This is a genomic window from Mesorhizobium waimense, assembly GCF_003601975.1.
GTDB lineage: Bacteria > Pseudomonadota > Alphaproteobacteria > Rhizobiales > Rhizobiaceae > Mesorhizobium > Mesorhizobium waimense.
This window is the reverse complement of record NZ_QZWZ01000003.1, coordinates 26035-50510: the sequence shown is the minus strand read 5'-3', so window position 1 is coordinate 50510 and position 24476 is coordinate 26035. Positions and strand designations below refer to the sequence as shown.

Annotated in this window: 24 protein-coding genes and 1 pseudogene; 5 read left to right on the top strand and 20 right to left on the bottom strand. The window is 64.1% G+C overall.

Annotation, left to right across the window (positions count from 1 at the left end; all coding sequences use genetic code 11):
- Positions 1–92 precede the first annotated feature (92 nt).
- Both D3227_RS05425 and D3227_RS05420 read right to left on the bottom strand, forming a co-directional pair.
- Positions 93–701: an NAD(P)-dependent oxidoreductase gene (locus D3227_RS05425; RefSeq protein ID WP_120013114.1), complete on the bottom strand. Its 609-nt coding sequence runs from the start codon at positions 699–701 to the stop codon at positions 93–95.
- Between the two features lie 29 nt (positions 702–730).
- The gene (locus tag D3227_RS05420; RefSeq protein ID WP_120013113.1) at positions 731–1369 is read right to left on the bottom strand and encodes a DsbA family protein; all 639 of its coding nucleotides are present in this window, start codon (positions 1367–1369) and stop codon (positions 731–733) included.
- Between the two features lie 109 nt (positions 1370–1478).
- On the opposite strand from D3227_RS05420, the gene D3227_RS05415 reads away from it, so the two are divergent.
- Both D3227_RS05415 and D3227_RS05410 read left to right on the top strand, forming a co-directional pair.
- Complete coding sequence (locus D3227_RS05415) at positions 1479–2399, top strand: LysR family transcriptional regulator (RefSeq protein ID WP_120013112.1); 921 nt, start codon at positions 1479–1481, stop codon at positions 2397–2399.
- Between the two features lie 69 nt (positions 2400–2468).
- Positions 2469–2738, top strand: coding sequence for a hypothetical protein (locus D3227_RS05410; protein WP_120013111.1), 270 nt, complete (start codon positions 2469–2471; stop codon positions 2736–2738).
- A 51-nt stretch (positions 2739–2789) separates the two neighbouring features.
- On the opposite strand, the gene D3227_RS05405 is transcribed toward D3227_RS05410, so the two are convergent.
- Positions 2790–3731 carry a GlxA family transcriptional regulator gene (locus D3227_RS05405; RefSeq protein ID WP_120013110.1) on the bottom strand — a complete coding sequence of 314 codons (942 nt, stop codon included), beginning with the start codon at positions 3729–3731 and terminating at the stop codon, positions 2790–2792.
- An 88-nt stretch (positions 3732–3819) separates the two neighbouring features.
- Here D3227_RS05405 and D3227_RS05400 point away from each other — a divergent pair, with 88 nt between their 5' ends.
- Positions 3820–4962 carry a DJ-1/PfpI family protein gene (locus D3227_RS05400; protein ID WP_120013333.1) on the top strand — a complete coding sequence of 381 codons (1143 nt, stop codon included), beginning with the start codon at positions 3820–3822 and terminating at the stop codon, positions 4960–4962.
- A gap of 13 nt (positions 4963–4975) precedes the next feature.
- On the opposite strand, the gene D3227_RS05395 is transcribed toward D3227_RS05400, so the two are convergent.
- The 17 genes and pseudogenes from D3227_RS05395 to D3227_RS05315 all read right to left on the bottom strand — a co-directional run bounded on the left by D3227_RS05395 (position 4976) and on the right by D3227_RS05315 (position 22129).
- Complete coding sequence (locus D3227_RS05395) at positions 4976–6064, bottom strand: Gfo/Idh/MocA family protein (RefSeq protein ID WP_120013109.1); 1089 nt, start codon at positions 6062–6064, stop codon at positions 4976–4978.
- 55 nt (positions 6065–6119) lie between these two features.
- Positions 6120–6884: an ATP-binding cassette domain-containing protein gene (locus D3227_RS05390; protein WP_120013108.1), complete on the bottom strand. Its 765-nt coding sequence runs from the start codon at positions 6882–6884 to the stop codon at positions 6120–6122.
- Positions 6881–7885 carry an ABC transporter permease gene (locus D3227_RS05385; RefSeq protein ID WP_120013107.1) on the bottom strand — a complete coding sequence of 335 codons (1005 nt, stop codon included), beginning with the start codon at positions 7883–7885 and terminating at the stop codon, positions 6881–6883. Before D3227_RS05385 ends, D3227_RS05390 begins: the two co-directional genes overlap by 4 nt.
- Positions 7882–8871 carry a sugar ABC transporter substrate-binding protein gene (locus D3227_RS05380; RefSeq protein ID WP_120013106.1) on the bottom strand — a complete coding sequence of 330 codons (990 nt, stop codon included), beginning with the start codon at positions 8869–8871 and terminating at the stop codon, positions 7882–7884. Before D3227_RS05380 ends, D3227_RS05385 begins: the two co-directional genes overlap by 4 nt.
- 437 nt (positions 8872–9308) lie before the next feature.
- Positions 9309–10347: pseudogene (locus D3227_RS05375) on the bottom strand (ABC transporter ATP-binding protein).
- Positions 10348–10390: 43 nt separating this feature from the next.
- The gene (locus D3227_RS05370; RefSeq protein ID WP_120013105.1) at positions 10391–11428 is read right to left on the bottom strand and encodes an ROK family protein; all 1038 of its coding nucleotides are present in this window, start codon (positions 11426–11428) and stop codon (positions 10391–10393) included.
- Positions 11428–12150 (bottom strand): ribulose-phosphate 3-epimerase, encoded by a 723-nt coding sequence (locus D3227_RS05365; protein WP_120013104.1) that lies wholly within the window; start codon positions 12148–12150, stop codon positions 11428–11430. The genes D3227_RS05370 and D3227_RS05365 overlap by 1 nt, the downstream gene beginning before the upstream one ends.
- A complete protein-coding gene (locus D3227_RS05360) occupies positions 12147–12980 on the bottom strand; it encodes an alpha/beta fold hydrolase (protein WP_120013103.1) in 834 nt (277 codons plus the stop codon). Before D3227_RS05360 ends, D3227_RS05365 begins: the two co-directional genes overlap by 4 nt.
- The gene (locus tag D3227_RS05355) at positions 12980–13798 is read right to left on the bottom strand and encodes a sugar phosphate isomerase/epimerase family protein (RefSeq protein WP_120013102.1); all 819 of its coding nucleotides are present in this window, start codon (positions 13796–13798) and stop codon (positions 12980–12982) included. Before D3227_RS05355 ends, D3227_RS05360 begins: the two co-directional genes overlap by 1 nt.
- The gene (locus D3227_RS05350) at positions 13798–14874 is read right to left on the bottom strand and encodes a Gfo/Idh/MocA family protein (protein ID WP_120013101.1); all 1077 of its coding nucleotides are present in this window, start codon (positions 14872–14874) and stop codon (positions 13798–13800) included. Before D3227_RS05350 ends, D3227_RS05355 begins: the two co-directional genes overlap by 1 nt.
- A 4-nt stretch (positions 14875–14878) precedes the next feature.
- The gene (locus D3227_RS05345; RefSeq protein ID WP_120013332.1) at positions 14879–15700 is read right to left on the bottom strand and encodes a sugar phosphate isomerase/epimerase family protein; all 822 of its coding nucleotides are present in this window, start codon (positions 15698–15700) and stop codon (positions 14879–14881) included.
- A gap of 188 nt (positions 15701–15888) precedes the next feature.
- Positions 15889–16731 carry a carbohydrate ABC transporter permease gene (locus D3227_RS05340; RefSeq protein WP_023797144.1) on the bottom strand — a complete coding sequence of 281 codons (843 nt, stop codon included), beginning with the start codon at positions 16729–16731 and terminating at the stop codon, positions 15889–15891.
- A 5-nt stretch (positions 16732–16736) separates the two neighbouring features.
- Positions 16737–17633, bottom strand: coding sequence for a carbohydrate ABC transporter permease (locus D3227_RS05335; RefSeq protein WP_120013100.1), 897 nt, complete (start codon positions 17631–17633; stop codon positions 16737–16739).
- A 138-nt stretch (positions 17634–17771) separates the two neighbouring features.
- The gene (locus D3227_RS05330; protein WP_120013099.1) at positions 17772–19019 is read right to left on the bottom strand and encodes an ABC transporter substrate-binding protein; all 1248 of its coding nucleotides are present in this window, start codon (positions 19017–19019) and stop codon (positions 17772–17774) included.
- Between the two features lie 120 nt (positions 19020–19139).
- Positions 19140–20285: an ABC transporter ATP-binding protein gene (locus tag D3227_RS05325; RefSeq protein ID WP_120013098.1), complete on the bottom strand. Its 1146-nt coding sequence runs from the start codon at positions 20283–20285 to the stop codon at positions 19140–19142.
- 56 nt (positions 20286–20341) lie between these two features.
- Positions 20342–21325: a PfkB family carbohydrate kinase gene (locus D3227_RS05320; protein ID WP_245451653.1), complete on the bottom strand. Its 984-nt coding sequence runs from the start codon at positions 21323–21325 to the stop codon at positions 20342–20344.
- A 3-nt stretch (positions 21326–21328) separates the two neighbouring features.
- Positions 21329–22129, bottom strand: a complete 801-nt coding sequence (locus D3227_RS05315; protein ID WP_120013097.1) for a beta/alpha barrel domain-containing protein — start codon at positions 22127–22129, stop codon at positions 21329–21331.
- A 162-nt stretch (positions 22130–22291) separates the two neighbouring features.
- Between D3227_RS05315 and D3227_RS05310 the strand changes: the two genes are divergently transcribed.
- Positions 22292–23053, top strand: a complete 762-nt coding sequence (locus tag D3227_RS05310; protein ID WP_120013096.1) for a DeoR/GlpR family DNA-binding transcription regulator — start codon at positions 22292–22294, stop codon at positions 23051–23053.
- Between the two features lie 268 nt (positions 23054–23321).
- A complete protein-coding gene (locus D3227_RS05305) occupies positions 23322–24470 on the top strand; it encodes a Gfo/Idh/MocA family protein (RefSeq protein ID WP_120013095.1) in 1149 nt (382 codons plus the stop codon).
- The last annotated feature ends 6 nt before the right edge of the window (positions 24471–24476 follow it).

Sequence of the window (24476 nt, the reverse complement as noted above, 5' to 3'; positions counted from 1 at the left end):
CTATGGGCGTGCCCGGTCGGGCAATCGTCTCGCACGATCATGTATAGGGCGGGCGCCGCCAACGTTGTCGTGGCAGCGCCCGCCTCCGCCCGTCAGTAGCCGACCGTGAAGCGCTGCCTGATATGCCTGGGCGTCTCGGTTTCGTTTGCCATCACGATGGCGTAGTCCTCGAAGGAGATGCTGCTGCCTTTCTCAGACGCCAGCAGGCTGTCCTTGCCGAGACGGAACTGGCCGGTGCGCTCGCCCGCGGCGAAAAGCGCCGAAGGCGAGAGAAAGGTCCAGTCGAGATCGTCGATCGACTTGAGCGTGTCGAGGAAGTCGGCGCCCTTCTGCGCCTCGGCCTTGTAGATGGCCGGAAATTCCGGCGTGTCGACCAGGCGCTTGCCGGGGGCGACCTCGAGGCTGCCGGCACCGCCGACGACCAGGTAGCGCTTGACGCCGGAAGCACGCACCGCCGCGATCAGCTTGTCGGCATCGCTGGCAAGGAAATGCACCGAGCTGATCACGGCGTCATGGCCCTTGATCAGGGCGGCGAGGCCGTTCGCGTCGTGGATGTCTCCCTTCGTGGCGGTCACGCCGGGAAGTGCTGCGATCTTTTCCGGGTTGCGGGCGATGGCGGTGACGGTGTGGCCGCGGTCGGAGAGTTCCTTCAGGATGCGCGAGCCGGCCTGGCCGGATGCGCCGATGAGGGCGATCTTCATGTGATTTCCTTTCTGCTTGGGGAGGGGGATCACGCCGCCTGGATATGGGCGATGAGATTGTCGTAGCTGCCGAACAGCGCGTTCGCGCCGATCAGGCGCGGTGCCTCGTTGCGGACGACGGCGAGCGAGGGAACGCCATTGGCGTGCAATCGCTGAAAAAGCGCGCGGCCACGGCCGACCAGCTCGCGATGCGCCGTCATCAGCGTATCGGTCGGCGCCTTGACCATCTCGGCCGCATCCGCCATGCCGGCGTCGGTCAGCACGCCCGCCACGCCATCCACCGTCACGATGTCGCGGCCGTCGACATAGCGGGCATGCTGGATCGCCTTGAGCGCCGAAAGCCGCCGGCGCGGGTCTTCAAGGCCGGCAGCGGTGATGGCAAGGGTCGCTGCTGTGGAATCCAGCAGGGTGCCGCGGACATTCAGCACATTGTCGAGATAGGCTTGCATAAAGCGCTGGCCGCTCAGCCGCTCGATGCGCTGGTCGTTGTCCCAGGCATGGGCGGCGAAGCCCGCATCCATTGGCCGCGCCCCTGCGCCGGAGAAGAGCCCAGTCGGCAAGAGTGTCGGCGTAATGCCGCTCGCCGCCAACCGGTCCAGCATCGGCGTGGCGCCATAGCACCAGCCGCACAGCGGATCGAAAAGGTAGGTCACAGTGGCATCGGTCATAACAGGCTGGTCCGGGTGTCTTTGTCTCGGACCTGGATGGCAGTTCGGCTGGTTGCGAAAAACATCGATCAATCATACAAACTGTCTGATCAGATCAGACAATTTGCCGATGACCGACCTTCTGAACCTCAACCGCCTCGTCTATTTCACCACCGTTGTGGAAACCGGCTCGTTCACCGCCGCCGCCGATCGGCTCGATGTCGCCAAGGCGGTGGTCAGCCATCAGGTCGGCAAGCTCGAGCAGGAACTGGGTGCGACGCTGCTACGGCGCACGACGCGGCGCGTCACGCCGACGGAGGAGGGACGCCTGTTCTACGACCGGGCGGCGATCATCCTGCGCGAGGCTGAAACCGCCTACGGCGACATCTCGCAAAGCGCGGCGAAGCCGACCGGGATGCTGAGACTGACCGCGCCGCTCGACTATGGCCAGATGGTCGTGGCGCCGACCATCGCCGCCTACCTCAGGAAGTATCCAAAAATGCGCGTCGAGACGATCTTCGACGACGCGGTGAGCAATCTCGTCGACGAAGAGATAGATCTCGGCATCCGCGTCGGCTGGCTCGCCGATTCCAGCAATCTGGCGCGGCGGTTGGGGACCTTGCAGCAATTCGTCGTGGCAAGCCCGGACCTCGCCGCCCGGCTGCCGGCGGAAGCCGGCCCCAGGCTGGCGAAGTCGCTGCCCTGGGTCGGCAACGCCCAATTGCGCGGCATCGGCCAGTGGCTGTTTTCAAAAGACGGCGAGACGGTGCTGGCCGAGCTCAATCTGGTCGTCAACTGCGACAAGACCCCCGGCGTGAAGGCCTGCGTGCTGGCCGGCATCGGGCTCGGCATCTTTCCGGACTACAGCGTCAGCGATGACATCGCCGGGGGAAGGCTGGTTCGGGTGTTCGCCGACTGGACCTTGCCGACTGGCGGCATCCATGCCGTCTTCCCGCCGGCGCGCTTCAGGCCGGCCAAGGTGCGCGCCTTCGTCGACATGCTGGTGGCGGCCGAGAAGAAGCGTGCACGCGGCTCCGTCCCGGGTCGCTGAGGGAACCTTTGTCCAGCTGGCGATTTTGGAGGTATGATGGAAACCCAAATGGCCCGGAGGGTATTGCCGATGACGACGAAACGTTTTGCGATCTGCGCCCTCGTTCTCGGGGTAGCCTGCGGCATGCACGGCTCGGCATACGCTGGAAGTCGCGAGCACCGGCCACAGCCCGAACGCTACGTTCCCGCCGATGGCGATATCATCGACATCCTCTTCGGCGGCCCGCGCTACTACGACAAGCAGCTGGTCACGACAGGCGGCGAACCCTGCTCCTACCAAAGGGTAGGGCCTGACGCGAATGCGCTGAACAAGATCAACGATCACCATTGCGGGAAGTAGTTGTCGCGGAAGCCGCGACGACACCGCTCTAGCGTCAGGACGCGGCAGGCGTCAGCTTCGGGTCGCGGCACGCCTGAGCGCCTGCGGCGGCTGGCCGAAGGCTCTCAGGAAGGCACGGCGCATGCGTCCCGGGTCGCCAAAGCCGCTGGCCTCGGCGATGCGATCGAGAGGCGCGTGGCTGGTCTCGATCGCCAATCGCGCACTCTCCAGGCGCAGACGTTCAACGGCCTTGGCCGGGGTAATGCCGGTCTCGGCCGCGAAGGCGCGCGCGAAATGCCGCGGGCTCATGGCCGCTCGATCGGCAAGGCGCTCCACCGTCAGCGGCTCGGCGAGCTTTGTCCGCATCCACTCGATCAGTTCGACAAAGCGGCCTGTCCGCCCGCCGAGGTCGACCAGCGCCGAGAATTGCGACTGGCCGCCGGGCCGGCGTTGGTGAACGACCAATTGCTGCGCCGCGCGGCGCGCAATCGCCAGGCCGAGGTCGTCTTCGATCAGTGCGAGCGCCAGGTCGATGCCGGCCGAAATGCCCGCCGAGGTCCAGACGCCGCCGTCCTTGATGAAGATCCGCTCGGCGTCGAGCCGCACCTTCGGATAGCGGCGGGCGAAGTCGTCCGTGCTCCACCAGTGGGTGGTGGCGCTGCGGCCGTCGAGAAGTCCCGCTTCGGCGAGCAAATAGGCGCCCGTGCACACGCTTGCCGTCCGTCGCGCATTTGTGCGCCGCAGCCAGGCGACGATCTGCTCGGCCGCCGCCATGGAACGTATGATCTCACCGCCTGATATGATGGCGGTATCGAGCGACTCCTCTGCCGACAGCGGCCGGGCCGAAAGCCGCATTCCGGACGAGCTCTCCATCTCGCCGCCGCCGGGCGCCAGTATCTCGAGAGCGTAGCTTCCGGGACAGAAGTGTTCCGCCATCTCGAATGCCGCCGCCGGCCCGGCCGCATCCAGCAGCTGGAACCCGGGGTGGATGACGATGCCGATCTTCCGCAGCATGGCAGTTTTTGCCCGATATATGTCATTTCGGACAAAGCGTAACGGCGCTAGGCTGAAGGTCAAGTCGCTTGATCAGGAGAGCATGGTCATGAGTTCGCGCATCGTGGTGTGGAGCGGCCTGGGCATCGTCCTGCTTTTCCTGGTCGTCGGTGCCGCATGGCTGCTGTCGCTGCCTTCGGCATCCTTGGCCGCCGTTCCGCCGGCAATCGATGGCAAGGAGGCGGAGGCCACCATCGCGGCACTGAAGCCGCCGAAGCGACAGCGGCCGCTGATCGCCATCGTCGGCATCAACGATGCCACCGAAACCACCGACTACCTCATGCCCTACGGCATCCTGCGGCGCGCCGATGTCGCTGACGTCGTGGCGCTGGCAACCAAGCCTGGACCCGTAAAACTGTTCCCGGCGCTGCAGGTCCAGCCCGATGCGACCGTAGCCGAGTTCGACGCGCAGCATCCCGAAGGCGCCGACTACGTCATCGTTCCCGCCATGATGCGGGACGACGATGCCGACGTCTTGGTATGGATCAAAAGCCAGGCGACCAAGGGCGCCACCATCATCGGTGTCTGCGCCGGGGCCAAGGTGGTCGGAGCTAGCGGGCTGCTCGATGGCAAAAGGGCGACGACGCATTGGTATTCGCTGAAAGAGATCCGCGAAAAACACCCGACGATCCGCTATGTCGCGGACCGGCGCTTCGTCGTCGACCAGGGTGTCGCGACGACGACCGGCATCACCGCGTCGATACCGATGATGCTGACCCTGATCGAGGCCATTGCCGGGCGGGACAAGGCCGAAGCCGTTGGCCGCGACCTTGGCCTGGCGCATTGGGATGCGCGGCATGCCAGCGCTGCCTTCACATTCACTCGTCCCTTCGCGTTGACGGCGATCGGCAACACGCTGGCTTTCCTCAGTCACGAGCAGCTCGGCATCGAACTGACCCCCGATATGGACGAGGTGTCGCTGGCGCTGGTCGCGGACGCCTGGTCGCGAACCTATCGATCCCGCGCTGTCACATTTGCCGCAAAGGACGGTGCGATCGTCAGCCGCAACGGCATGCGCATCCTGCCCGACCAGGTCGCGGCGAACTGGCCGGCGGGGCGCCTGGTTCCTTCCATGGCCGATCCGCGGCCGGCGAAGGCTCTCGACCAGGCACTTCGCGATATTTCTGCCCGCTACGGCGCACGCACGACCGACTTCGTTGCCATGCAGCTCGAATATCCCAAACAACCGTAAAGCGGCGATGGCTTCAGGCGCGTCCCCCGGTCGCCTTCATCCGCTCGATGATCGCCGCCATCAGCGCAAGGTCGCGGCGCGAGTCCGCGAGATCAGTCAGCGGCTTGGTGCCGTCCATGATGTGGCGGTGGAAGATTTCGAGCTCGTTGGAAAAAGCGTCGCCATAGAGCGGTCCAAAGGTCTTCGTCACCGGGCCGAGCGGGCCGGCTTCCGTCACTTCCAATCGGGTCGGCAGGCTGCGGATATACGGCGTGTCGTAGATGATGCGCACCCGCCTGGTGTTCGAACGCACCTCGATCATAGCGTCGAACAGGCCGAGATCGTCGACCACCGCGTCGTACAGGCATGCGAAATGGCCGTAGTCGAAAGTCACGCTTGTGTTGGCGCCGCCATTGGTGCGGTGCGCGGCGATCACGCCGGCCGGCTCGCCGAGCAGCCCGCGCATTGCCGAGATGTGGTGCGAGGAGAGCGCCGTCAGCCCGCGATAGGCGCGCACCAGGTCGGCCGGTGCATCGGCGCTCACCACCTCGCGGATCAGCGCGTCGCGCTCCTTCGCACCACGCGCCAGGAGCGCCGGGTCGATGTCGTTGGGATAGAGGATGTTCTGGCTCTTCTTCAGGAAATGCCGGCCCTCGGAGATCAGGTCGAAGATGCGGACATGGGTGATGTCGGCAAAGGCGGGCAGTTCGTCCCTCGCCGCCAGATAGGCCGGCGCGTAGCGGCGCATGTAGCCGATGAAGATGGTCTTTTCGTAGTTCGTCGTCAGCGCCAGCAATTCGTCGATCTCGCGCACCGTCAGGCAGGCGGGCTTTTCCAGCAGGATGTGCTTGTTGGCCTCAATGGCGGCGCGCACGAAGCGGCTGTGGGTGTCGTCGGACGACAGCACGAAAACCGCGTCGATGTCAGCCGAATTGATCAGCGCTTCCGCCGTATCGAAAGCCTTTGCCGTCGGATATTCGGATTTGCACAGCGCCACCAGGCTTGGCGAGACGTCATGGACGCCCGCGATCACCCAGCGGTCGCGCTGGTCCGCCAACACGGGCAGATGGATCGACTGCGCGACCTCGCCTAGACCCACAAGTCCGACACGGATTGGTGCCACTCGCAAACTCCCTTTGATTTCAAGTCCGGTGCTGACCGAGCAGCAGCCGTTGATTTCACGCCGCGCCGGTGACAAGCGCAACGAGCTCATTGCCGGATGTTTCCGAGGCGCGCACAGTCGCCACCATTTTGCCGGCGCGCATCACCCAGATCTGGTCGGACAGGCGCCGCACCTGATCGAAATTGTGGCTGACCAGGATGACGCTGACGCCTTGCTCGCGCAGCCGCCGGATCAGCGCCTCGACATTGGCCGTCTCCTGCACGCCAAGTGCAGCCGTCGGCTCGTCCATCACCACCAGCTTGGCGCCGGAGCCGGCGGCGCGGCAGATCGAGATCGCCTGTCGCTGCCCGCCGGACAGGCGCCTTACGCGCTGGTTGACCGAAGGCATGTTGATCGACAGCCGTGACAGCATGGCGCGGGCCTGCGTCTTCATCGCCTTGCGGTCGAGAAGCGCGAAGGGGCCGATGCGGCGCACGATCTCGCGGTTGAGGAACAGGTTCTGCGCCACCGTCAGTTCGTCGATCAGCGCCAGGTTCTGGTGCACCGTCTCGATGCCGGCCTTGCGTGCTTCGTCGGGATTGCCGAACGGCTTCGGCTTGCCGTCGAAGAAAATCTCTCCGCCGTCCGGCACATGCACGCCGACCAGGCAGCGGATCAGCGTCGACTTGCCGGCGCCGTTGTCGCCGATCACCGCCGTGACCTCGCCGCGTCGCGCCTGGAAGGCGACGTCGGTGAAGGCGCGGATGCCGCCGAAATGCTTGCTCAGCCCTTCGCAGGCGAGGATCGCTTCCGAGGAGGGGATGTGATGGACGGCGCTCATTTCTGGTATCGCATGATCAGGGCCGCCAGCACCACGATGGCGCCCACGGCGAGCGGTTGGTAGAAGGCCGAAACGCTGAGCAGGGTCAGGCCGTTGACCAAAGCGGTGAGCATCAGTGCCCCGATCGCCGGCCCGAGGATGCTGGCGCGGCCGCCGAACAGGCTGACACCGCCCAGCACCACGGCTGCCACCGAATTCAAGAGCAGGCTGGTGTTGATCAGCGGCTCGGCCGAGCCGATCCGCGCCACCAGCAGAATTGCGGCGATGCCGGCGCAGAAACCCGAAATCGTATAGGCGGCGATCTTGACCCGGTTGGTGCGAATGCCGAGCGCGTTGGCGCTCTCGGTCTGGCCGCCGGTGGCCAGGAGATGCACGCCGAAGCGGGTGTGGTAGAGCGCGATATGCGCGACGATGACTGCCGCGATCGCCACCCAGACCGGATAGCCGAACGGCCCGAAATGACCCGATGCCAGGCGCAGCAGAAAGGTCGAGCCGACCATGGTCGGCTCGCCGCCCGACAGGATGAGGCCGAGGCCGGTGATGCCCGACAGCGTGCCGAGCGTCACCACGAAGTCGGGGATGCGCCCGGCGGTGATCAGCAGCCCGTTGAGAAAACCCACCGCGCTGGTGGCAAGGACGGCGAGCACGCAGGCGAGGAAAATGCCATAGCCGGCGGCGTTGAACAGGCCGAGGATGATGGCGCCCAGCATGACGGCTGCCGCCAGCGACAGATCGATGCCTGAGGTCGCCACGACGAAGGTCTGGCCGATCGACAGCACGACCAGGATCGCCGCCGCAAGCAGCAGCGCCTGCAGATTGGCGACGCTGAGAAAGACCGGCTGGGCGATGCCGAAGACGATGACGAGGCCGACCAGGCCGACGACCGATGCCCAGTCGGCCCAGAAGGAAGGATCCAGGAGGAGAGCCGACAGGGAGGGGCGGCTCTCCTCCGCCGCGCCCGCCGTCACTCGAGCGGGCGCGTTTTGTTCAGGTGTGCTCACTTCAACATCTCGCGGAAGGGATCGGGATAGTCGCCGCCCGGGGCCGGGAAGTTCTTCAGCGAGGCTTCAGCATTGTCCTTGTTGATCAAGAGCACCGGCGCCGGCACGTTGGCGGGTAGTTCCTTGCCCATCGCCGCCGCCTTGCAGGCTTCCACGCCCATGGCGCCGACCACGTACGGATACTGGGCGACAGTGGCTGAGAGTTCGCCGGCGGCAACCGATTTCAGCGCGTCGACGATGCCGTCGAGCCCGATCACCTTGACGTCCTTGCCCGATGTCTGCACGGCGCGCTCGACGCCGAGTGCCATGATGTCGTTGGCGGCGAAGAAGCCGGCGAGATCCGGGTGTGCCGCCAGGATGTCGGTGGCCGCCGTCAGCGCCTTCTCGCGATCCCAGTCGGCGCTCACCATCACGACGACTTCGAGCTTGCCTTCGACGGCTTGCTTGAAGCCCTTGATGCGGGCGTTGGAGCCGACGTCGCCGACGATGCCCGCCACCAGGGCGACCTTGGAGCCGGCAGGCACCAGCTTCAGCATCTCATCGCCGGCCAGTGCGCCGGCGGCGACGTTGTCGGTCCCGATATAGGTCGAGATGGCGAAGCCGGCAGCCTTGGCCTGTTCGGCATCGATGGTGCTGTCGATGTTGACGATCGGCTTCTTCTTCTGGGCGACAGGCACCAGCGCCTGCACCAGGTTGGAGACGCTGATCGGGTTGACCAGGTAGCAATCGAAATCCTGCATGGCCATGGCGGTCAGCCGGTCGGCCTGCCCGGTCGCGTCGCCCATATTGGCGGCCGCCTGCACGGTGACGCCGACACCGTCGGCCTTGGCCTGCTCCTCGATGCCCTTCTGCATGTACTGGAAGAACGGGTTGTCGAGGCCTTTCACGATCGCCGCGACCTTTGCCGCGTCCTCGGCATGGGCTGGTATCGTCAATGTCGTTGCAATCAGGCCCGCGCCGAGCGCCAGGCAATTGAACATGCGCATGTACTTTCCTCCTCCGGATTTCTGTTTGTCGGCTCGTTTTTCTGCGAACGGCATGCCTGACAGGACACAAGCGACCCCGGCGCTTGCGTTGGAAAAATGGTGACCGGTTGGTGCGCGGCTTGCGACCCCGGTTCGGATCTCGTCTGTGTCAGGCATTGCTCCTCCCAGAGCGCTGGCCGATGCCTTGCCAGCATTTCCGCATGTTTTAGAAAAATTTGACACGCGTCAAGAATTAAAGTGGTGTGCAGTGCGTTTTGATGTGCTGCGATGCAGCAGGATTTTTTCGTCATCCTCGGGCGGAGCGGCAGCGAAGCGAACGCGCAGACCCGAGGATCCTGCCGTTCGTTCCACGCGTTGCAGCAGTGCAGAACTGTGTGACTCTGCAGCGCCGTGACACCCGAAAGTCACGGCATGGATTCCAGGGAGGAGGCGCCAGCTCAGACCCGATGCAGCGGCGCCAATGCCGGGCCATCGGGGCGAAACAGGTGGCAGACCGCAGGAGAGATATCGAGCGCGATCAGGCTGTGCAGCGGTGTCGTGTCGCCGCCTTCGGCCTGCACCACCAGCGTGAGGTCGGGCGTGACCTCGACATGCAGGATGGTCAGCCCGCCCAGCCGTTCCGCCAGCATGGCCTGCCCCTTGAACGGTCCCTTTGGCGAGACACGCAGGTGCTCCGGCCGCATGCCGAGCAGCAGCTCATCGCCGGCTTTGACACCGACCGCCGCGACCGGCACGGTCAGCGTCTGGCCGCCCGGCAAGGTGACAGTGACGCCTTCGGCTCCAGCGGACGCCACATTCAGCTTCAAAAGATTCATTTTCGGCGAACCGATGAAGCCGGCAACGAAGATGTTGGCCGGCCGGTTGTAGAGTTCGAGCGGCGAACCGACCTGCTCGATCGAGCCGCCATTCAGCACCACGATCTTGTCGGCCATGGTTGGCCTCGATCTGGTCACGGGTGACATAGATCATCGTCGCGTTGAGCTGCTCATGCAGCCGCATCAGCTCCAGCCGCATGCTGACGCGCAGCGCTGCGTCGAGGTTCGACAGCGGCTCGTCGAACAGGAACACTTTGGGATTGCGCACAATGGCGCGGCCGATGGCGACTCGCTGGCGCTGGCCGCCCGACAGCGCCTTAGGCCGCCGGTCGAGAAGATGCGCAAGCTGCAGCACGTCGGCTGCCTCCTTCACCTTGCGCTCGCGCTCCTGGAGCGGCACACCGGCGATCTTCAGTGCGAAGCCCATATTCTCGGCAACGCTCATATGCGGATAGAGCGCGTAGGACTGGAACACCATGGCCAGCCCGCGCTCGGACGGGTCGATGTCGTTGGCGCGCACGCCGTCGATCATGAGGTCGCCGTCGGTGATCCTTTCCAGCCCGGCGATCATCCGCAGCAGCGTGGACTTGCAGCAGCCGGAAGGGCCGACGAAGACCACGAACTCGCGATCCTCGACATCGAGGTCGATACCCTTGATGATCTCGGCGGCTCAATAGGATTTGCGCGCGCCGCGCAGCTTGAGCTCAGCCTTGGCTTGCCTCCCTGGCGCCCGCCTTTCCGCCGGCGCCGCTCTTGGTCTCGTCGTCCTGCACCATCGCCAGCGCCGTGCCGGGCTCGCCCTCCCACAGGATCAGGCTGGCCGCGCCGACCAGGCCCGCCCGGTCGCCGAGCTCGGCCGGAACGATCGGCACGTCGCGATAGGCTTGCATCGCGCGCTGCTCGACGGTCGCCCTGATGGTCGGCGCCAGGAGGTCGAAGCCATTGGAAAGACCGCCGCCCATCACGATCAGATCGGGCGAATAGAGATGCAGCAAATTGGTGAAGCCGATGCCCAGCCACTTCGCCTCCGCCGCGACCAGTTCGAGTGCGCTGACATCGCCGGCGCGCGCCGCCTCGACGACATGCCGGGCTGAAACGTCGCCGTCATTGGAAAGGCGCCTGAGCAGCGAGCCGTCGCCGGCCGTCGTCAGCTTGGTGGCGCGCCGCCCGAGCGCGGTGCCCGAAGCGACCGCCTCGAAGCAGCCGACAGCGCCGCAGAAGCAGCGCTCGCCTTCGCCGGTAATCGTCATGTGGCCGATCTCGGCCGCCAGTCCGCGCCTGCCGTGATAGATGTGGCCATCGGCAACCACGCCGCCGCCAATGCCGGTCGACACGGTGACGAACACCAGCGATCCGCTGCCGCGGCCGGCGCCGAAGCGCCATTCGCCAAGGGCGGCCGCGTTGGCGTCGTTTTCCAGCCGCACCGGCAGGCCGAATTGCCGGCTGAGAATGTCGATCAGCGGCACGTTGTGCCAGCCGGCCAGCGTCGGCGGCCCGATGACGATCCCCGCCTTGGGATCGAGCGGCCCCGGCGCGCACATGCCGATGCCGACCACCTTTGCCTGCGGATGCTCGGCCAGCAGGGTGCCGGCCAGCGCAATGATCTGGCCGATCACCGCCTCCGATCCCGCGCCCGACATCGTCGGCGCCGAAACACGGGCGATGACGTCGCCGCTGCGCTCGACCAGCGCGCCGCGCAGCTCCGTGCCGCCGAGATCGAAGGCAAGCGCAAGCGTACTCATCAGGCGGCGACCTTCAGTCCGTGTAGCCAGGCCATGCGCTGTGCAAGGTCGGGGTCGCCGAAGGCAAGCGAGCCCAGCACCACGGTCTCGGCGCCGGCGGCGCGCAGCAGCGGCACCGTTTCGTGGCGGATGCCGCCATCGGCGGCCAGCACGATGTTGGCCTCGCGGCCGGCCTTTCGCATCAGCCCGCGCGCCTCGATCAGGCGCGGGCACGCCTGGTCGGACAGGCTCTGGCCCTTGACGCCGATGGAGGTGCCGAGCAGCGTCACGAAGGCCACTTCGGGCAGGAAGGGCGTGACGGCGCTGACAGGCGTTTCCAGCCTGAGCACCACGCCGGCCTCGGCGCCAAGCTCATGCGCCAGCCGCACGGCGCGCAGGCCCGCCTCGCCATTTTCGGCGTGCACGCTGATCAGGTCGGCGCCGGCCTCGATGAACTGACGAGTCTGCTCCTCGACGATCTCCGCTTCGACCATCAGATGCACATGGATCGGCCTGGTCGTCAGCTTGGCGATCCGCGCCACCAGGTCGGGAAAGAACAGGAAGCCGGGCGTGAAGCGGGCATCGGCGACGTCGATATGGTGGAGGTCGACATGAGCGTCGATGCGCTTCAGGTCGCGCTCCATATTGGCGAGGTCGGCCGACCACAGCGAGAACTCGCCGATCAGCCGGTTGCGCGGCAAGGCGGCTATTGCCGAGGGGCCGGACAGGGGTTTGGTCGTCATGACGGAATGAGGCTCCGGAAGTTGGCGTGGGCGTGAAGGAAGGCCGTGATCTCAGCGTGCAGTTCGGCAAAATGCCCGGCGCTGTCGAGCGCCTTGGGCGCGATGTCGGCAAAGATTGCATTGGGAATGGCGGCCGCCAGCGTATAGGCGGCGGACAGCGGGTGCACGGCATCCATCGCATTGCCGATGACCAAAGCCGGAATATCGAGAGCCTCGGCATCCTTTGCCGAAACCTCCGGTCCGTCGGCGGCGATATCGGCGAGCACTTGCGCGAACGCCATGGCATCCGGCCGGTCGAAATAGCCCAACAGCGAAGCGAGATTGTCGGGCGCCTCGCGATAGAGCTGCACGGCCGTCTCGGACTGCGCGAAGATCGCCCGCGCCTTGTCCGGGCCGTGATCAAGGATGAGGCCGGCGACCTCGACGATCGGCCGCATGTTCGCCGGTGCCTTGCCGAACGTCCAGGCCGGGCGCACCAGCACCAGGCCGGCGACGCGATCGGGATGGCGGCAGGCGAGGCGCAGCGCGATTCCCGCGCCCATCGACACGCCGCCGGCGACGAAGCGCTCGAGGCCGGCCTGGTCGGCCGCCGCAAGCACATCGTCGGCGAACATCTGGAAGGAGAACGGCCGGCTTCTGCCGAGCGCCGAGCCGCCATGCCCGCGGCATTCCAACGTGATGCGCCGCAGACCCGTGCTGGCAGGGAAGGATTGGGCGACCTGCGCCTCGCCGCCGCCGAGGCCATGCTGGAAGACGACCGCCAGCCCGTCGCCCGCATCGGAAACCCGCAGCGTGGTGTCATCGCGGAGCAGGGTCGACGGGCGCTTCATCACAGCAGCCCTTTCAGGAAGTGGGCAACCTCGGGCGCCTCTTCGGCCGAAAGCCCATGCGTCACCAGGGGTCCATTGAAACCTGTTGCCGTGAGCCGGGCGACGAAATCTGGAAAGTCGACGACGCCACGGCCGGCGGTGGCGAAGCGGCCGTCGGCGAAACGGTCCTTGGCGTGGGCCATGGCGACATGGCCGGCCGTGGTTTCGATGGCGGCGGTAACGATGGCGCGGGCCTGGGCGGCATCCGCCTGCTCGAACAGATTTGCCGGATCGAGCACGATCCGCAGCCGCTTCGAACCCATTTCGGCGATGAGGCGCATGGCGTCGTCGGCCGAGGTAACAATGTTGGCCTGTTCCGGCTCGATGCCGAGATCGACGCCGTGGCGCTCGGCGAGTTGCAATGCCTTTTCCATCTCGGCAGCCATGTCGGTCCAGGCCGAGGGATCGGCATTGTCGGGATGGCGCGCCCACTGGTCATCGCGGTTGCGCGTTCCCGTGCACAGCGTGACCAGCGGCGTGGAAAGCCTGGCGGCGGTTTCGATTACCACCGCCAGCCGGCGCAAGCCATCGTCGCGCACGGACTTGTCCAGATGCGCCATGTTGTAGGTGCCCGACAGCGCCACCAGCGCGACGCCGGAGGCATTGGAGGCGGCCTCAATGGCGCCGATGGCGTCGTCCGCAACCGCATCCGGCATCGACGGCAGGCCGGCACAGGCCAGGTTGAACTGGGTGACGGCAAATCCCGCCTCGCGCACCGCGGCCAACACGCCGGCCGGCTCGCTGCCAGGAAAAGTCTTGGCGAACACCCCGATTTGCATCAGACCGCTCCCGTGACGCTGGCGATCTCGACGCGCTCGCCGCTCTCGACCGAGCGCGCGATCGCCACCATGGCGCGGATCGAGGCAAGGCCGTCATCGACGTTGGCGCCGCGCATCGACTTGCCGTCGAGGACTGTCTCGGCGAGGCCTTCGAGCTGGCGCCGGAAGAAATGGCCGTCGGCGCCGAGCGGCTTGCGCGAGGTCGCGTCCTTCTCGTGGAAGATGTCGACCTCGCTGGCGCGGAAATACCAGGGATTAAAGGTCTTCGCGATCACCGAGCCGTTCTCGCCATAGAGCTGGAAACCTTCGTGCCAGTCCATGCGAACGGCGACCGTGAGGTCGAGATGGCCGAGCGCGCCATTGGCGAATTCGGTTTCGACGAACCAGCAATAGGCGCCGAAGCGCTCGTTGAGGCGCGCGCGCACTGCAACGATCTCGCCGCACAGGAAGCGTGCCGTGTCGACCAGATGCGAGCCATGCGCCAGCATGAAATACTGCCTGAGATCCGCCTTCGGATTGCCGGCCGGTTTCCTCGCCAGCTTGCTGGTGACGGGCCGCGGCTGCACCGCGTCGGTGTTGGTGTAGCGATGGGTGGAATCGCAGTACCAGGCCTTCAGCGCCAGGATATCGCCCATCTCGTCGCGGACGAAATCGCGCGCCGCTTCCAGCGCCGGATCGAAGCGCTTCATATGCCCGACCTGCAGCACCTTGCCAGAGCGTTTGACCGCATCCGCGAGTTTCTGGCCTTCTTCCACCGAGACGCCGATCGGCTTTTCGCACAGCACGTGTTTGCCGGCCTCCAGCGCCTTGATCGACATCGGCACGTGATAGGCATCGGAGGTGGCGACGATCACCGCTTCCAGCTCAGGATCGGCAAGCATGGCGTCGTAATCGCCATACATTTTTTCCGGCTCGTAGGTCGCGCCCATGCGTGCGAGCAGGTCGGGGGCGGCGTCGCAGATCGCGTAGAGATCGGCATTGCTGGCCTTCACGCAGGATTCCAGATGGGCGAACTGCGCGATCGGCCCGCAGCCGAGCACTCCGACACGAAGGCGACGGTCTTGCTTGCGGATCATCGTCTCAGGCTCCGTAGCCGCGCATGGTCTGGCGGTTGATCTTGACCGCGCCGGCCGGATCGGCGGCGGCGGTTTCGGATTCCTCCTCCAGCACCAGCCAGCCGTTGAAGTTGGGCGCGGCACTGGCGATCTCGATCACCTTTGCCGTGTCGCAGACGCCCTTGCCGAGCATCGCCCAGGTGCCGCCGGCATCGACGTCCTTCAGATGCACGTAGCGGATGCGGTCGCGATAGGTGGTGAGCGTGTCGGCCATGTCCTTGTGGCCGCGCAGTATGTGGCCGGTGTCGGGCACCCAGCCGTCCAGCGACGGATCGAGCAGGCCGAAGATGCGGTCGTAGTCGGCACGGTCGAACAGCAGCGTGTTGTGATGCGAACTCGGATGCACCGCGACCTGGACGCCGGCCTTGCGGCCAAGTTCGCCGGCCTTGTTGTAGACCTCGGCGGCGATGGCGAATTTTTCGTCGCGCGGGCCATCGGACACGACGGTCGCCGAGCCCATCGAGATAAGCGCGCGCGGAAAAGCGGCGACGAAATCGATCCAGCGTTTCGCTGTTTCGAGATCGGCGCCGATCTTTTCCTTCAGCGTGAAGCCGCTCTTGGAGCCGAAGGCGAAGGAGACGAGCGTCAGGCCGGACGCCTTCAGCGCGGTCGCGAACTCCGCCGGTTTGACGGCATAGCGGCCGATCATCGTGTCGGTGATCTCGATGCCGGCATAGCCGCCATCGGCGATCGCTTTGAGCAGGTCGTCGGGGCCGCCGGCAAAACGGTCTCCGAGCATTTCCCAGGTGAAGGTCTGGCAGCCGACTTTGAGGTCTTTCACGTTCATCCTTTCATTCCTTGATTCCACCTGCGTAGGCCCTTCGATGATGTGGCGCTGGAAGAACAGCACGAGCACGATCAGCGGCGCTACGACGACGCCCGAGGCCGCGGCGATATCGCCTGCCAGCAGAGAAGGTCCAATCCACCGATTTCGATGCGCGGCCTACTCCATCAGTTCTCCGTGGGAGGGACATCCTACTTGACCGAGCCCGCGGTCATGCCGGCGAGGAAGAACCTCTGGGCAACGAGGTAGATGAGCAAGAGCGGTAGCGAGCCGAGCACGCTCATCGCCATCATCTGGTTCCATTCGAAGGCGTGCTGCCCCATCAACAGCTGGATGCCGATCGGGACGGTGCGCATGGACGTTGACTTCGTCAGCGTCAGCGCAAAGAGAAATTCGTTCCAGCACAACAGGAAGGTGTAGACCGACGTCGCCACGATACCAGGCAGTGAAATCGGGACGATCACCCGCCAGAGTGCGGTCCAGCTGGTGCCGCCGTCGACAGCCACCGCTTCATCGAGATCGCGGGGCAAGGTGTTCAGATATCCCGTCATCAGCAGGATCGCGTAGGGCAGCGTAAACACCAGGTAAGTCAGGATCAGTGCGACGTAGGTGTCGAAGATGCCATACGAGACGACAAGCCCGAAGAAGGGGATCAAAAGCGTGATCGGCGGGATCGTCTGCGTGCTGATGATGAGTGTGTTGAGGCTGCCCTTGCCGCGGAAATTGAAACGGCTGAATCCATAGGCCGCCAGCAAGGCGATCAGCACAGTCAGCACGGTCACCGCTCCGGCCACGAAGTAGCTGTTGAAGAAGAAGCGCAGCTTTACCGGGTCGCCAAGGATGGCCGCATACGCTTCTAGCGTGAAGGCCTTCGGCAGGACGGTTGGTGGCAGGGCAAAGATTTCGGTATTCGACTTGAACGAGCTGCTCAGCATCCAGTAGATCGGGAAGGCCGCGAAAAAGAGCCCTGCGGCAAGCGCGACATGGAGCGCGACGGTGATCAGCCTGTCTTTCGGCGTGTGCCTTTTCCTCATGGTGACTACCGAGCCTTTTGATAGCGGATGTAGAACAGCGTCAGGCCGAGAGAGATCAGCAGGATGACCACGGCACTCGCCGACGCCTGCGACAGGTTGTAGCTCGAAAACGCCAGCTTATACGTGTAGGTGCTGAGGACCTCGGTCGAGTAGATCGGACCGCCGCCCGTCGTTATCCAGATCAATGGAAAGACCTGCATGGTCCAGATGAAGTCGAGCAGCGAGATGCTGATGATGATCGGCATCAGCTGCGGGATGGTGATGAAGATCAGCTTCTGGTAGGCCTTCGCCCCGTCGATATCGGCGGCCTCGTAGAAATCCTTGGGAATGCCCTGCAAGCCTGCGAGCAGGCTGACCATGAAAAGCGGGTAGCCCGCCCAGATATTGGCGAAGGTGACGGCGTGCAGCGCGGTCTCGGGCGAGGAAAACCACTCGACCTTGGAACCGATGATGCCCATCTGCATGAGAACGCTGTTCACGACACCGTTCGGCTCGAGCAGGAGGCGCCAGATCACGGCGATAATCACCGCGGTGAACAGCCAAGGCAGTATGTAGAGCACGCGCAGAATATTGCGCAGCGTCGGATTGATGCGGTCGCTGTTCAGCATGAGTGCGAAGACCATGCCGATGGTCATGTGGAAGACGACACTCATGCATGTGAAGTAGAGCGTGTGCCACAGCGAGGCCCAGAACACCGGATCGACAAAGATCGCCTGGTAGTGTTTCAGTCCGGCAAAGGACGGGTCGCGACGCAGCACCGCGCTGTTCTGGAACGAATAGGCAATCACCGTCACCATCGGCAGCAGCATCAGAAGGCCGATTATGAGGAGCGAGGGTGACAGATAGAGATAGGGTGCGACCGCTCGTTTCAGTCTATGGTGGGAGCGCTTCTGCCGAGTCATGTGCCAACCTTGGGATACGCCTTCAAGAGAAGGTGAGCTTCGGAAACAGGTCCATCTCAAATTGCCGGTCCGTTGTTGACGGGTGGCCTGCCCGAAGTCAGGCCACCCGGTGGAAGATAGCAACGGGGAACAGGCCGCTCAGAATTTCGCCATCCAGCCCTTTTGAGCGTTGGCTGCGGCTTGTTCCGGAGACTGCTCGCCGGCGAGCATCTTCTGGGCTTCCACGTCGAACTGGGTCATCAGGTCTTCAGCCACCGGCAGACCCGTGAACTCGTTGGCGAGATAACCGGTCTTGAAGATTTCGAAAGCCTTGCCGAAAGCCTTGTCCGAGGTCACGAAATCGGGCTTGGCGTTGACGTTGCCCGGGAAGGCGTTTGCAAGCGACACGAGCTTGGCGTTCACCTTCTCACTCATCAGATATTGGACGAGCTTCCAGGCTTCCTCTTGATGTTTCGAGGCCGCAGAGATGCCGATGCCCCAGGAGGCGTAGGGAAGGCCGCGCTTGCCGTTGTAGTTCTCCACGACCGGGACCGGGATGAGATCGAAGTTCAGTTTGGGATTGCGTTTGCGGATGAGGTTCACGTGCGCAAGCGAGTCGATCATCATTCCGACCCGATCGTTCACGAATTCCTCGACCTTTTCCTGCTCGGTCTTGGTGGCAATGCCGGGCGAGATGACGCCGGCGTCGTTCAGCGATTTGACGAAGGTGAGCATATCGACGACCGGCTTGCCCTCGAGAGCCGGCTTGCCGTCAGCCATCATCGATTGACCCGAGGCCCAGACCCACGACATCAGGTCGTTCTGGACACCGGACGGCGTTTGCAGCGACAAGGGAAGCACCCAGCCATACTGGTTCTTGTCGGCATGCGTCATCTTCTTGGCGGCTTCGAGAAACTCCGCGCGGGTCGACGGCAGCTTGGTCACGCCTGCCTGGGCGGCTAGGTCCATGTTCACGAAGACCGGATAGACGAACGAAGCCACGGGAAACATCACCGCCTTGCCGTCCACCTTGATGATATCCGCGACCTGGGTCTTGTCGAACCCGCTCGCATCCATCATCGGGTTCATGTCGGCCAGCGCATTCTGCGCGTTCAGATTGTTTACCCAGGCGCCGTCGAGACCGACGACGTCGCTAAGCGTTCCAGTTGCAGCACCAACCGAGATCTGGTCTCGCGTGGTCGCATAGGGGCCGCTGACCAGCGTCACCTTGATTCCGGGGTTTGCAGCCTCGAAGTCATTCATGATTGCCCTGAGCGAGCCGGCCGGCAATTCGGGCTCCCACCATTGGGTGAATTCCAGCGTCGTGTCTGCCATGGCGCTGGTTGCGCCAAGCAACCATGCGGCCGCGGCTATTTTCAGCATCGCGGGTTGTATCCGAAACGTCATTTTCTCCTCCTTCTTTAAGATCGACCGCACAATGCGGACGATCGTCTGGTTTATTCAGAAGCCTTCTTGCGAGTATCTTTCGCAGGCGCCTCGCTCTCGCCTGCGGTCTGCCGCAGATATTCAGATCGCCAGATGCGTCTCGGGATCGAAGAAATGGAACTTGGCATCATCCACGGCCAACCGGATATCCGAGCCGGAGTGGACGGCGCTGACCGGCTCGAATCTCGCCACCGCGTTCGATGCCAGGCCAAAATCGTCCACCGCGTCCGGATCGCCGGAGTCCACCCGGACCGCGTCGACGTTCAGGTGGACAATATGTTCAGAGCCGAGTTCTTCGATCGAAGTCACCTTTGCGGGTATCGTCTGATACTTGCGACCGGATTCGAGGCTGCTGTCATAAAGATCCTCCGGTCGTATGCCGAACACGACCTTGCGCCCCGCATACGACCTCAAGCCCGGCCTGCGCACGAAGGCTGCATCCTGCAGCCGGATGGCGAAGGTGCCGGACATCAGTTCGTCGCCCGTCAGGGTCGCCTCGAAAAGGTTCATCGAAGGAGAGCCGATGAAGCCGGCAACGAAGGCGTTCACCGGCGATTCATAGAGCCTCTTGGGTGTGTCGACCTGCTGCAGCACGCCGCCTTTCAACACCGCTACCCTGTCCCCCATCGTCATCGCTTCGATTTGGTCGTGGGTCACGTATATGGTCGTTACGCCGAGTTGCTTTTGGAGGCTGGTGATTTCGGCGCGCATTTGAACACGTAGTTTCGCATCCAGGTTGGAAAGGGGTTCGTCCATGAGAAAGGCGGCCGGCTCGCGCACCATGGCGCGGCCCATGGCAACCCGTTGACGCTGTCCGCCTGAAAGGTTCGCGGGTTTGCTGTCCAGCAAAGACGTCAGCTGAAGGGTTTTGGCGATCTCGTCCACGCGCTTCTTGCGCTCGGCCTTCGGCTTGCCTGCCAGCCGCATCGAAAAGGCGATGTTTTCGAACACCGTCATATGCGGGTAGAGCGCGTAGCTCTGGAAGACCATCGCGATGTCGCGGTCCTTGGGCGGCATGTCGACGACGTCGACTCCGCCGATCCGAAGGCTGCCGCTGGTGATGTCCTCCAATCCCGCGATCATTCGCAACGCGGTGGATTTGCCGCAGCCGGACGGCCCGACGAGAATCAAGAACTCGCCGTCCTCGACCGATAGGTTCAATTGGTCGATTGCGCGAAAATTGTTCCCGTAGGTTTTGCAGATATTCTCAAGAATGACTTCTGCCATCTTCCTCTCTCCACAAGTATAAGCCAATGACTTTTATAATTCTCCTCGGCTTATATTCACCTGCGAAATATTTCCTCGGATAGTTTCAGGCTATGTTCCAGTATCGACATGCGCATTTTCAGTTCGACTGCCGACGGCGCGTTCGTCGATGCCAGGAGTTCCGTGACCTGGTCGTCGGTCGGAAGCGCCTCGCGCCCGCCACGCCCCGTTATCGAAAGGGCCGCCGCCGCGGCCGCGAATGCCACCCGGCCTGCGGTGTCGGCTCCGCGCGTCAACGCATGGGCATAGGCGCCATGAAAGCAGTCACCCGCGCCGGTCGAGTCGACGACCACAACCCGGTGCGGGGGCAGGTGCCAGAGACCTGTCTCTTCACGCCCGCGATAGTACACGCCCCTGCCACCATCGGTCAGAACCACGGCGGACCGCGACGGCAACCACAATGCATCGAGCATCTCGGCGGGCGATCGGCACCCCGTGGCAGTCCGCGCAAAGCCGAGTGGAAGAATGAGATGGTCGCAGAGCGCGATCAGCCGCTCCGTGGCTGGGCCGTTGCTCCATTCGATATCGCCGAGGATCGCAAGGCCGAGATCGCGAGCCCGAGCCACGACATCCAGCGACCGGATCGCGTAGCTATCGACGATCAGGACGGTCGCGTGGCTGAGGATATCGTCCGGAAAGTCCGGAGCGGTGCCCAGCATCGCATCGTCGTCATACGCGATGAACCGTTCCCCGTCCGAGCCGACGGTGATCCGCGAGCGCACCGGGCGCGCGTCGGGATGGCGCGGCGCGAATGCGGTTTCAACACCGCTCGCAACGAGATCGCGCAGCACGGCGTCGTCCGCGGCACTGCCCAGCCATCCGACGAACCCGGCGGTTCCGCCGAGCCGCACGACGGCGGCCAGGGCCGTCGCGACATTTCCCCCGAAAGCGCGGGCACTTTGCAGAACCTTCCCCTTGCCCGCCGACAACGGCTGATCGACGTAGACGATGTCGTCGATCGCAATAGCGCCGAAGCCGAGGATCGAGGGGACGGTGGGCATCGTTCAGGCACCCGCCTTCGCCAGGGCGTCTTGCGCCGAAAGGCCGTCATGGATGACGCCCCGAAAGGCAAGCGCTGCCTTCTCCGGATCGCCATGCCCCCAGAGATTGCGGCCTACCACGGCGCCGCGTGCGCCGGCACGGATGGCGTCCGCCGTCTGCTGAAGTGCGCCGAGCAGCGTATCGGTCTTCGGACCACCCGCGATCACAACCGGCACCGGGCAGGTCCGGACGGTCTCTCGGAACGACTCGAAATCGCCCGTGTAGCCGATCTTGATCACGTCGACGCCGGACTCGTAGCCGATGCGCGCCGCATAGGCGATCTCGTCGGGGGTGAAGACGATTTTTGCTCCGTCGGTGAAATCGCGAGGGTAGACATGCGCCACCACAGGCATGCCGTAGCGGGCCGCTGCATTTACCGAATCGGTCAGCCAGCGTATGTATTTGCCCTCGGTCGCGCCGCGCACCGGAATGGCCACGGCCAACGCATCGGCCCCCGCGCGCACCGCATCCTCTGGCGTTGCGATCAACTCGCTGATGCGATCGTCCGGAGTGAAGCAGCCCGCCTGAATCACCAGGGAAGCTTTGCCCGCATATTGCGGCCACAGATGGCGCGCGGTGCCAGGCTGGATGCTGACGTAGTCGGGTTTGCCCACCATGACGCGTGCGAGCGCACCCGGCAGGTCGGCAAGGCCGCCTTTGCGCACGTCGCCATAGCCGACGAAGTGGTCGACCGCGCCGCCAAAAAGTTTCCCCGATGGATGCGAGAAGAGGCGCGCAAGACGCACCTTGGTTCCTAGGCTCATGAGTGCAAAATTCCCCAATCGTTTGATTTCAAAATCCTGGACCCAGTGTTTTCGAAAGAAACGAGAAATACAATCTTTCGAAAGCTTTCGAATTTGCGTATTTTTGGTAAGGTGAGCCGAGGCCAGAGCGGTTGCTTGGCGCAGGGAGGCAAGGGCAGGGCAATGTTGTCGGAGCAGAGACGCCAATCGATCCTGGGTGAGGTGCAACGCAGCGGACAGGTTCGCACGAAGGACCTGTCAGACGGGTTCGGCGTGTCGGAAGTCACGGTGCGCTCCGACCTCGAGATACTGGACCGCAAGGGACTACTGACCAAGACCCGTGGAGGGGCGGTGACCCGGACCACCGATTCGACTACGGCCGCGTTCGCCCGGCGGATGCAAACGAACCTCGGCGCAAAGAAGCGCATCGCCCGGGCGGCGGTAGACCTGTTCGAGGACAACCAATCGGTCATCTTCGACGGCGGCTCGACATTGATGCAGGTTGCCATGCAGTTACCGCCGCTCAGCAATGTCGTGGTCGCGGCCACGGCCATGAATATCGTGCAGCATCTTATGCATCGTCCCGGGCTCGACGTTCATATGATCGGCGGCCGGGTCTATCCCGACACGGTGAGCACGCTGATCACCGATGCCGATACGGCGCTCGGTGGCTTGGTAGCGCATCAGGTCTTTGTTGGAGCGCATGCGATAGACTCGTCACTGGATGTGGTCGACGTGAACGAAGACATGGCGCGAACGAAGCGAAACCTCGTTCGCATGGCCCGGCGCGTTGTCCTCCTCGCCGATTCGAGCAAATGGGGCGTCAGCGGGACCTCCAAGGCATTTTCGCTGTCGGCCGTCGATGTGGTGATCACCGACGATGGCCTGCCCGGTCCAATACGCAGCGAGCTTGATATGACCGGGGCCAAGGTGATCTATGCCTGAACCCGTCTCGGTCCCTGACCGCGACGGAAAGATCCAATGCGCGCATGGCCCACGGGCTTCGTATCGGCGGTCGGCCGTTTTTTCATGTCTGTCATTTTCTCCTCCTAGGGCTGGCAGCCTCCCGATGTTGCGCCAGCATTCCCGCATGTTCTATAAAAATTTTACGCGCGTCAAGATTTAAAATGTTGTATAGCGGGTTCCAGATGTGATCCGTTGCCGGCGCAACGGTTGAGGCAGGCCATTTCCGCGTTGGGAGGTACGTTCGAAAATGCACGGAAAATCAAAGACAAAGCTCGGCATCGGCGTCATCGGATGCGGCAATATCTCGATGACCTACCTGCGCAACGCCGCTTTGTTCAGCGGGGTCGAGCTGCGCGCCTGCGCCGACCTCTCGGCCGACATGGCCGCGCTCCGCGCCAAGGAATACGGCATCCGCGCGCTTGGCGTCGATGCGCTGCTGGCTGATCCGGATATCGACCTTGTGCTGAACCTGACGATTCCGGCGGCGCATTTCGACATTTCGCTTTCGGCGCTGTCGGCGGGAAAGCACGTCTTCACCGAAAAGCCGCTGGCGACCTCGGCCGCCGATGGCCGCCGCCTTGTCGCTGAGGCGGCAAAGCGCGGGCTGCTGCTCGGCTCGGCCCCTGATACATTTCTTGGCGCCGCTGGGCGCCGCGCGCGCCGCCTGATGGACGAGGGCGCCATCGGCAAGCCGGTGACTGGCACCGCCTTCATGATGGCACGCGGCATGGAGCACTGGCATCCCAATCCGCAATTCTACTACCAGCCCGGCGGCGGCCCGGTCTTCGACATGGGGCCTTACTACCTGACGATGCTGGTCAACCTGCTTGGCCCGGTCGAGCGCGTCATGGCGATGGCGACGCGCGGCCAGGAGGAGCGCCTGATCACCGCCGAGGGTCCCTACAAGAACACCACGTTCAAAGTCGGCACGCCGACCAACATCCTGTCGCTGCTGGAATTCCGCTCCGGCGCCACCGTCACCTTCGGTGCCTCCTGGGACGTGTTCAAACATTCCAACCACCCGATCGAATTGCACGGCACTGAGGGTTCGCTCAGGCTGCCCGATCCCGACACGTTCGGCGGTACCGTCTCGCTGTCGGAACGTGGCGCCGACTGGGCCGATTTCGCCAGCGAGGCCGAGCTCTACGGCGCGCGCAACTGGCCCTATGCCGCGCCCGACCGCGCCAACTACCGCATGCTCGGCGTCGCCGATCTTGCGCGTGCGCTGACATCAGGCAGGAAGCCGCGCGCCTCGGGCGAGCTGGCGCTGCATGTGCTGGAGATCATGGAAGCCATCCTGGCTTCGGGAGAAAGCCGCGGCTCGGTTGCCGTCAATGGAACCGTCGACCAGCCGCCGCTTCTCAGCGAGGACGAGGCGGCAAGCCTGCTTGCCTGACGCGGA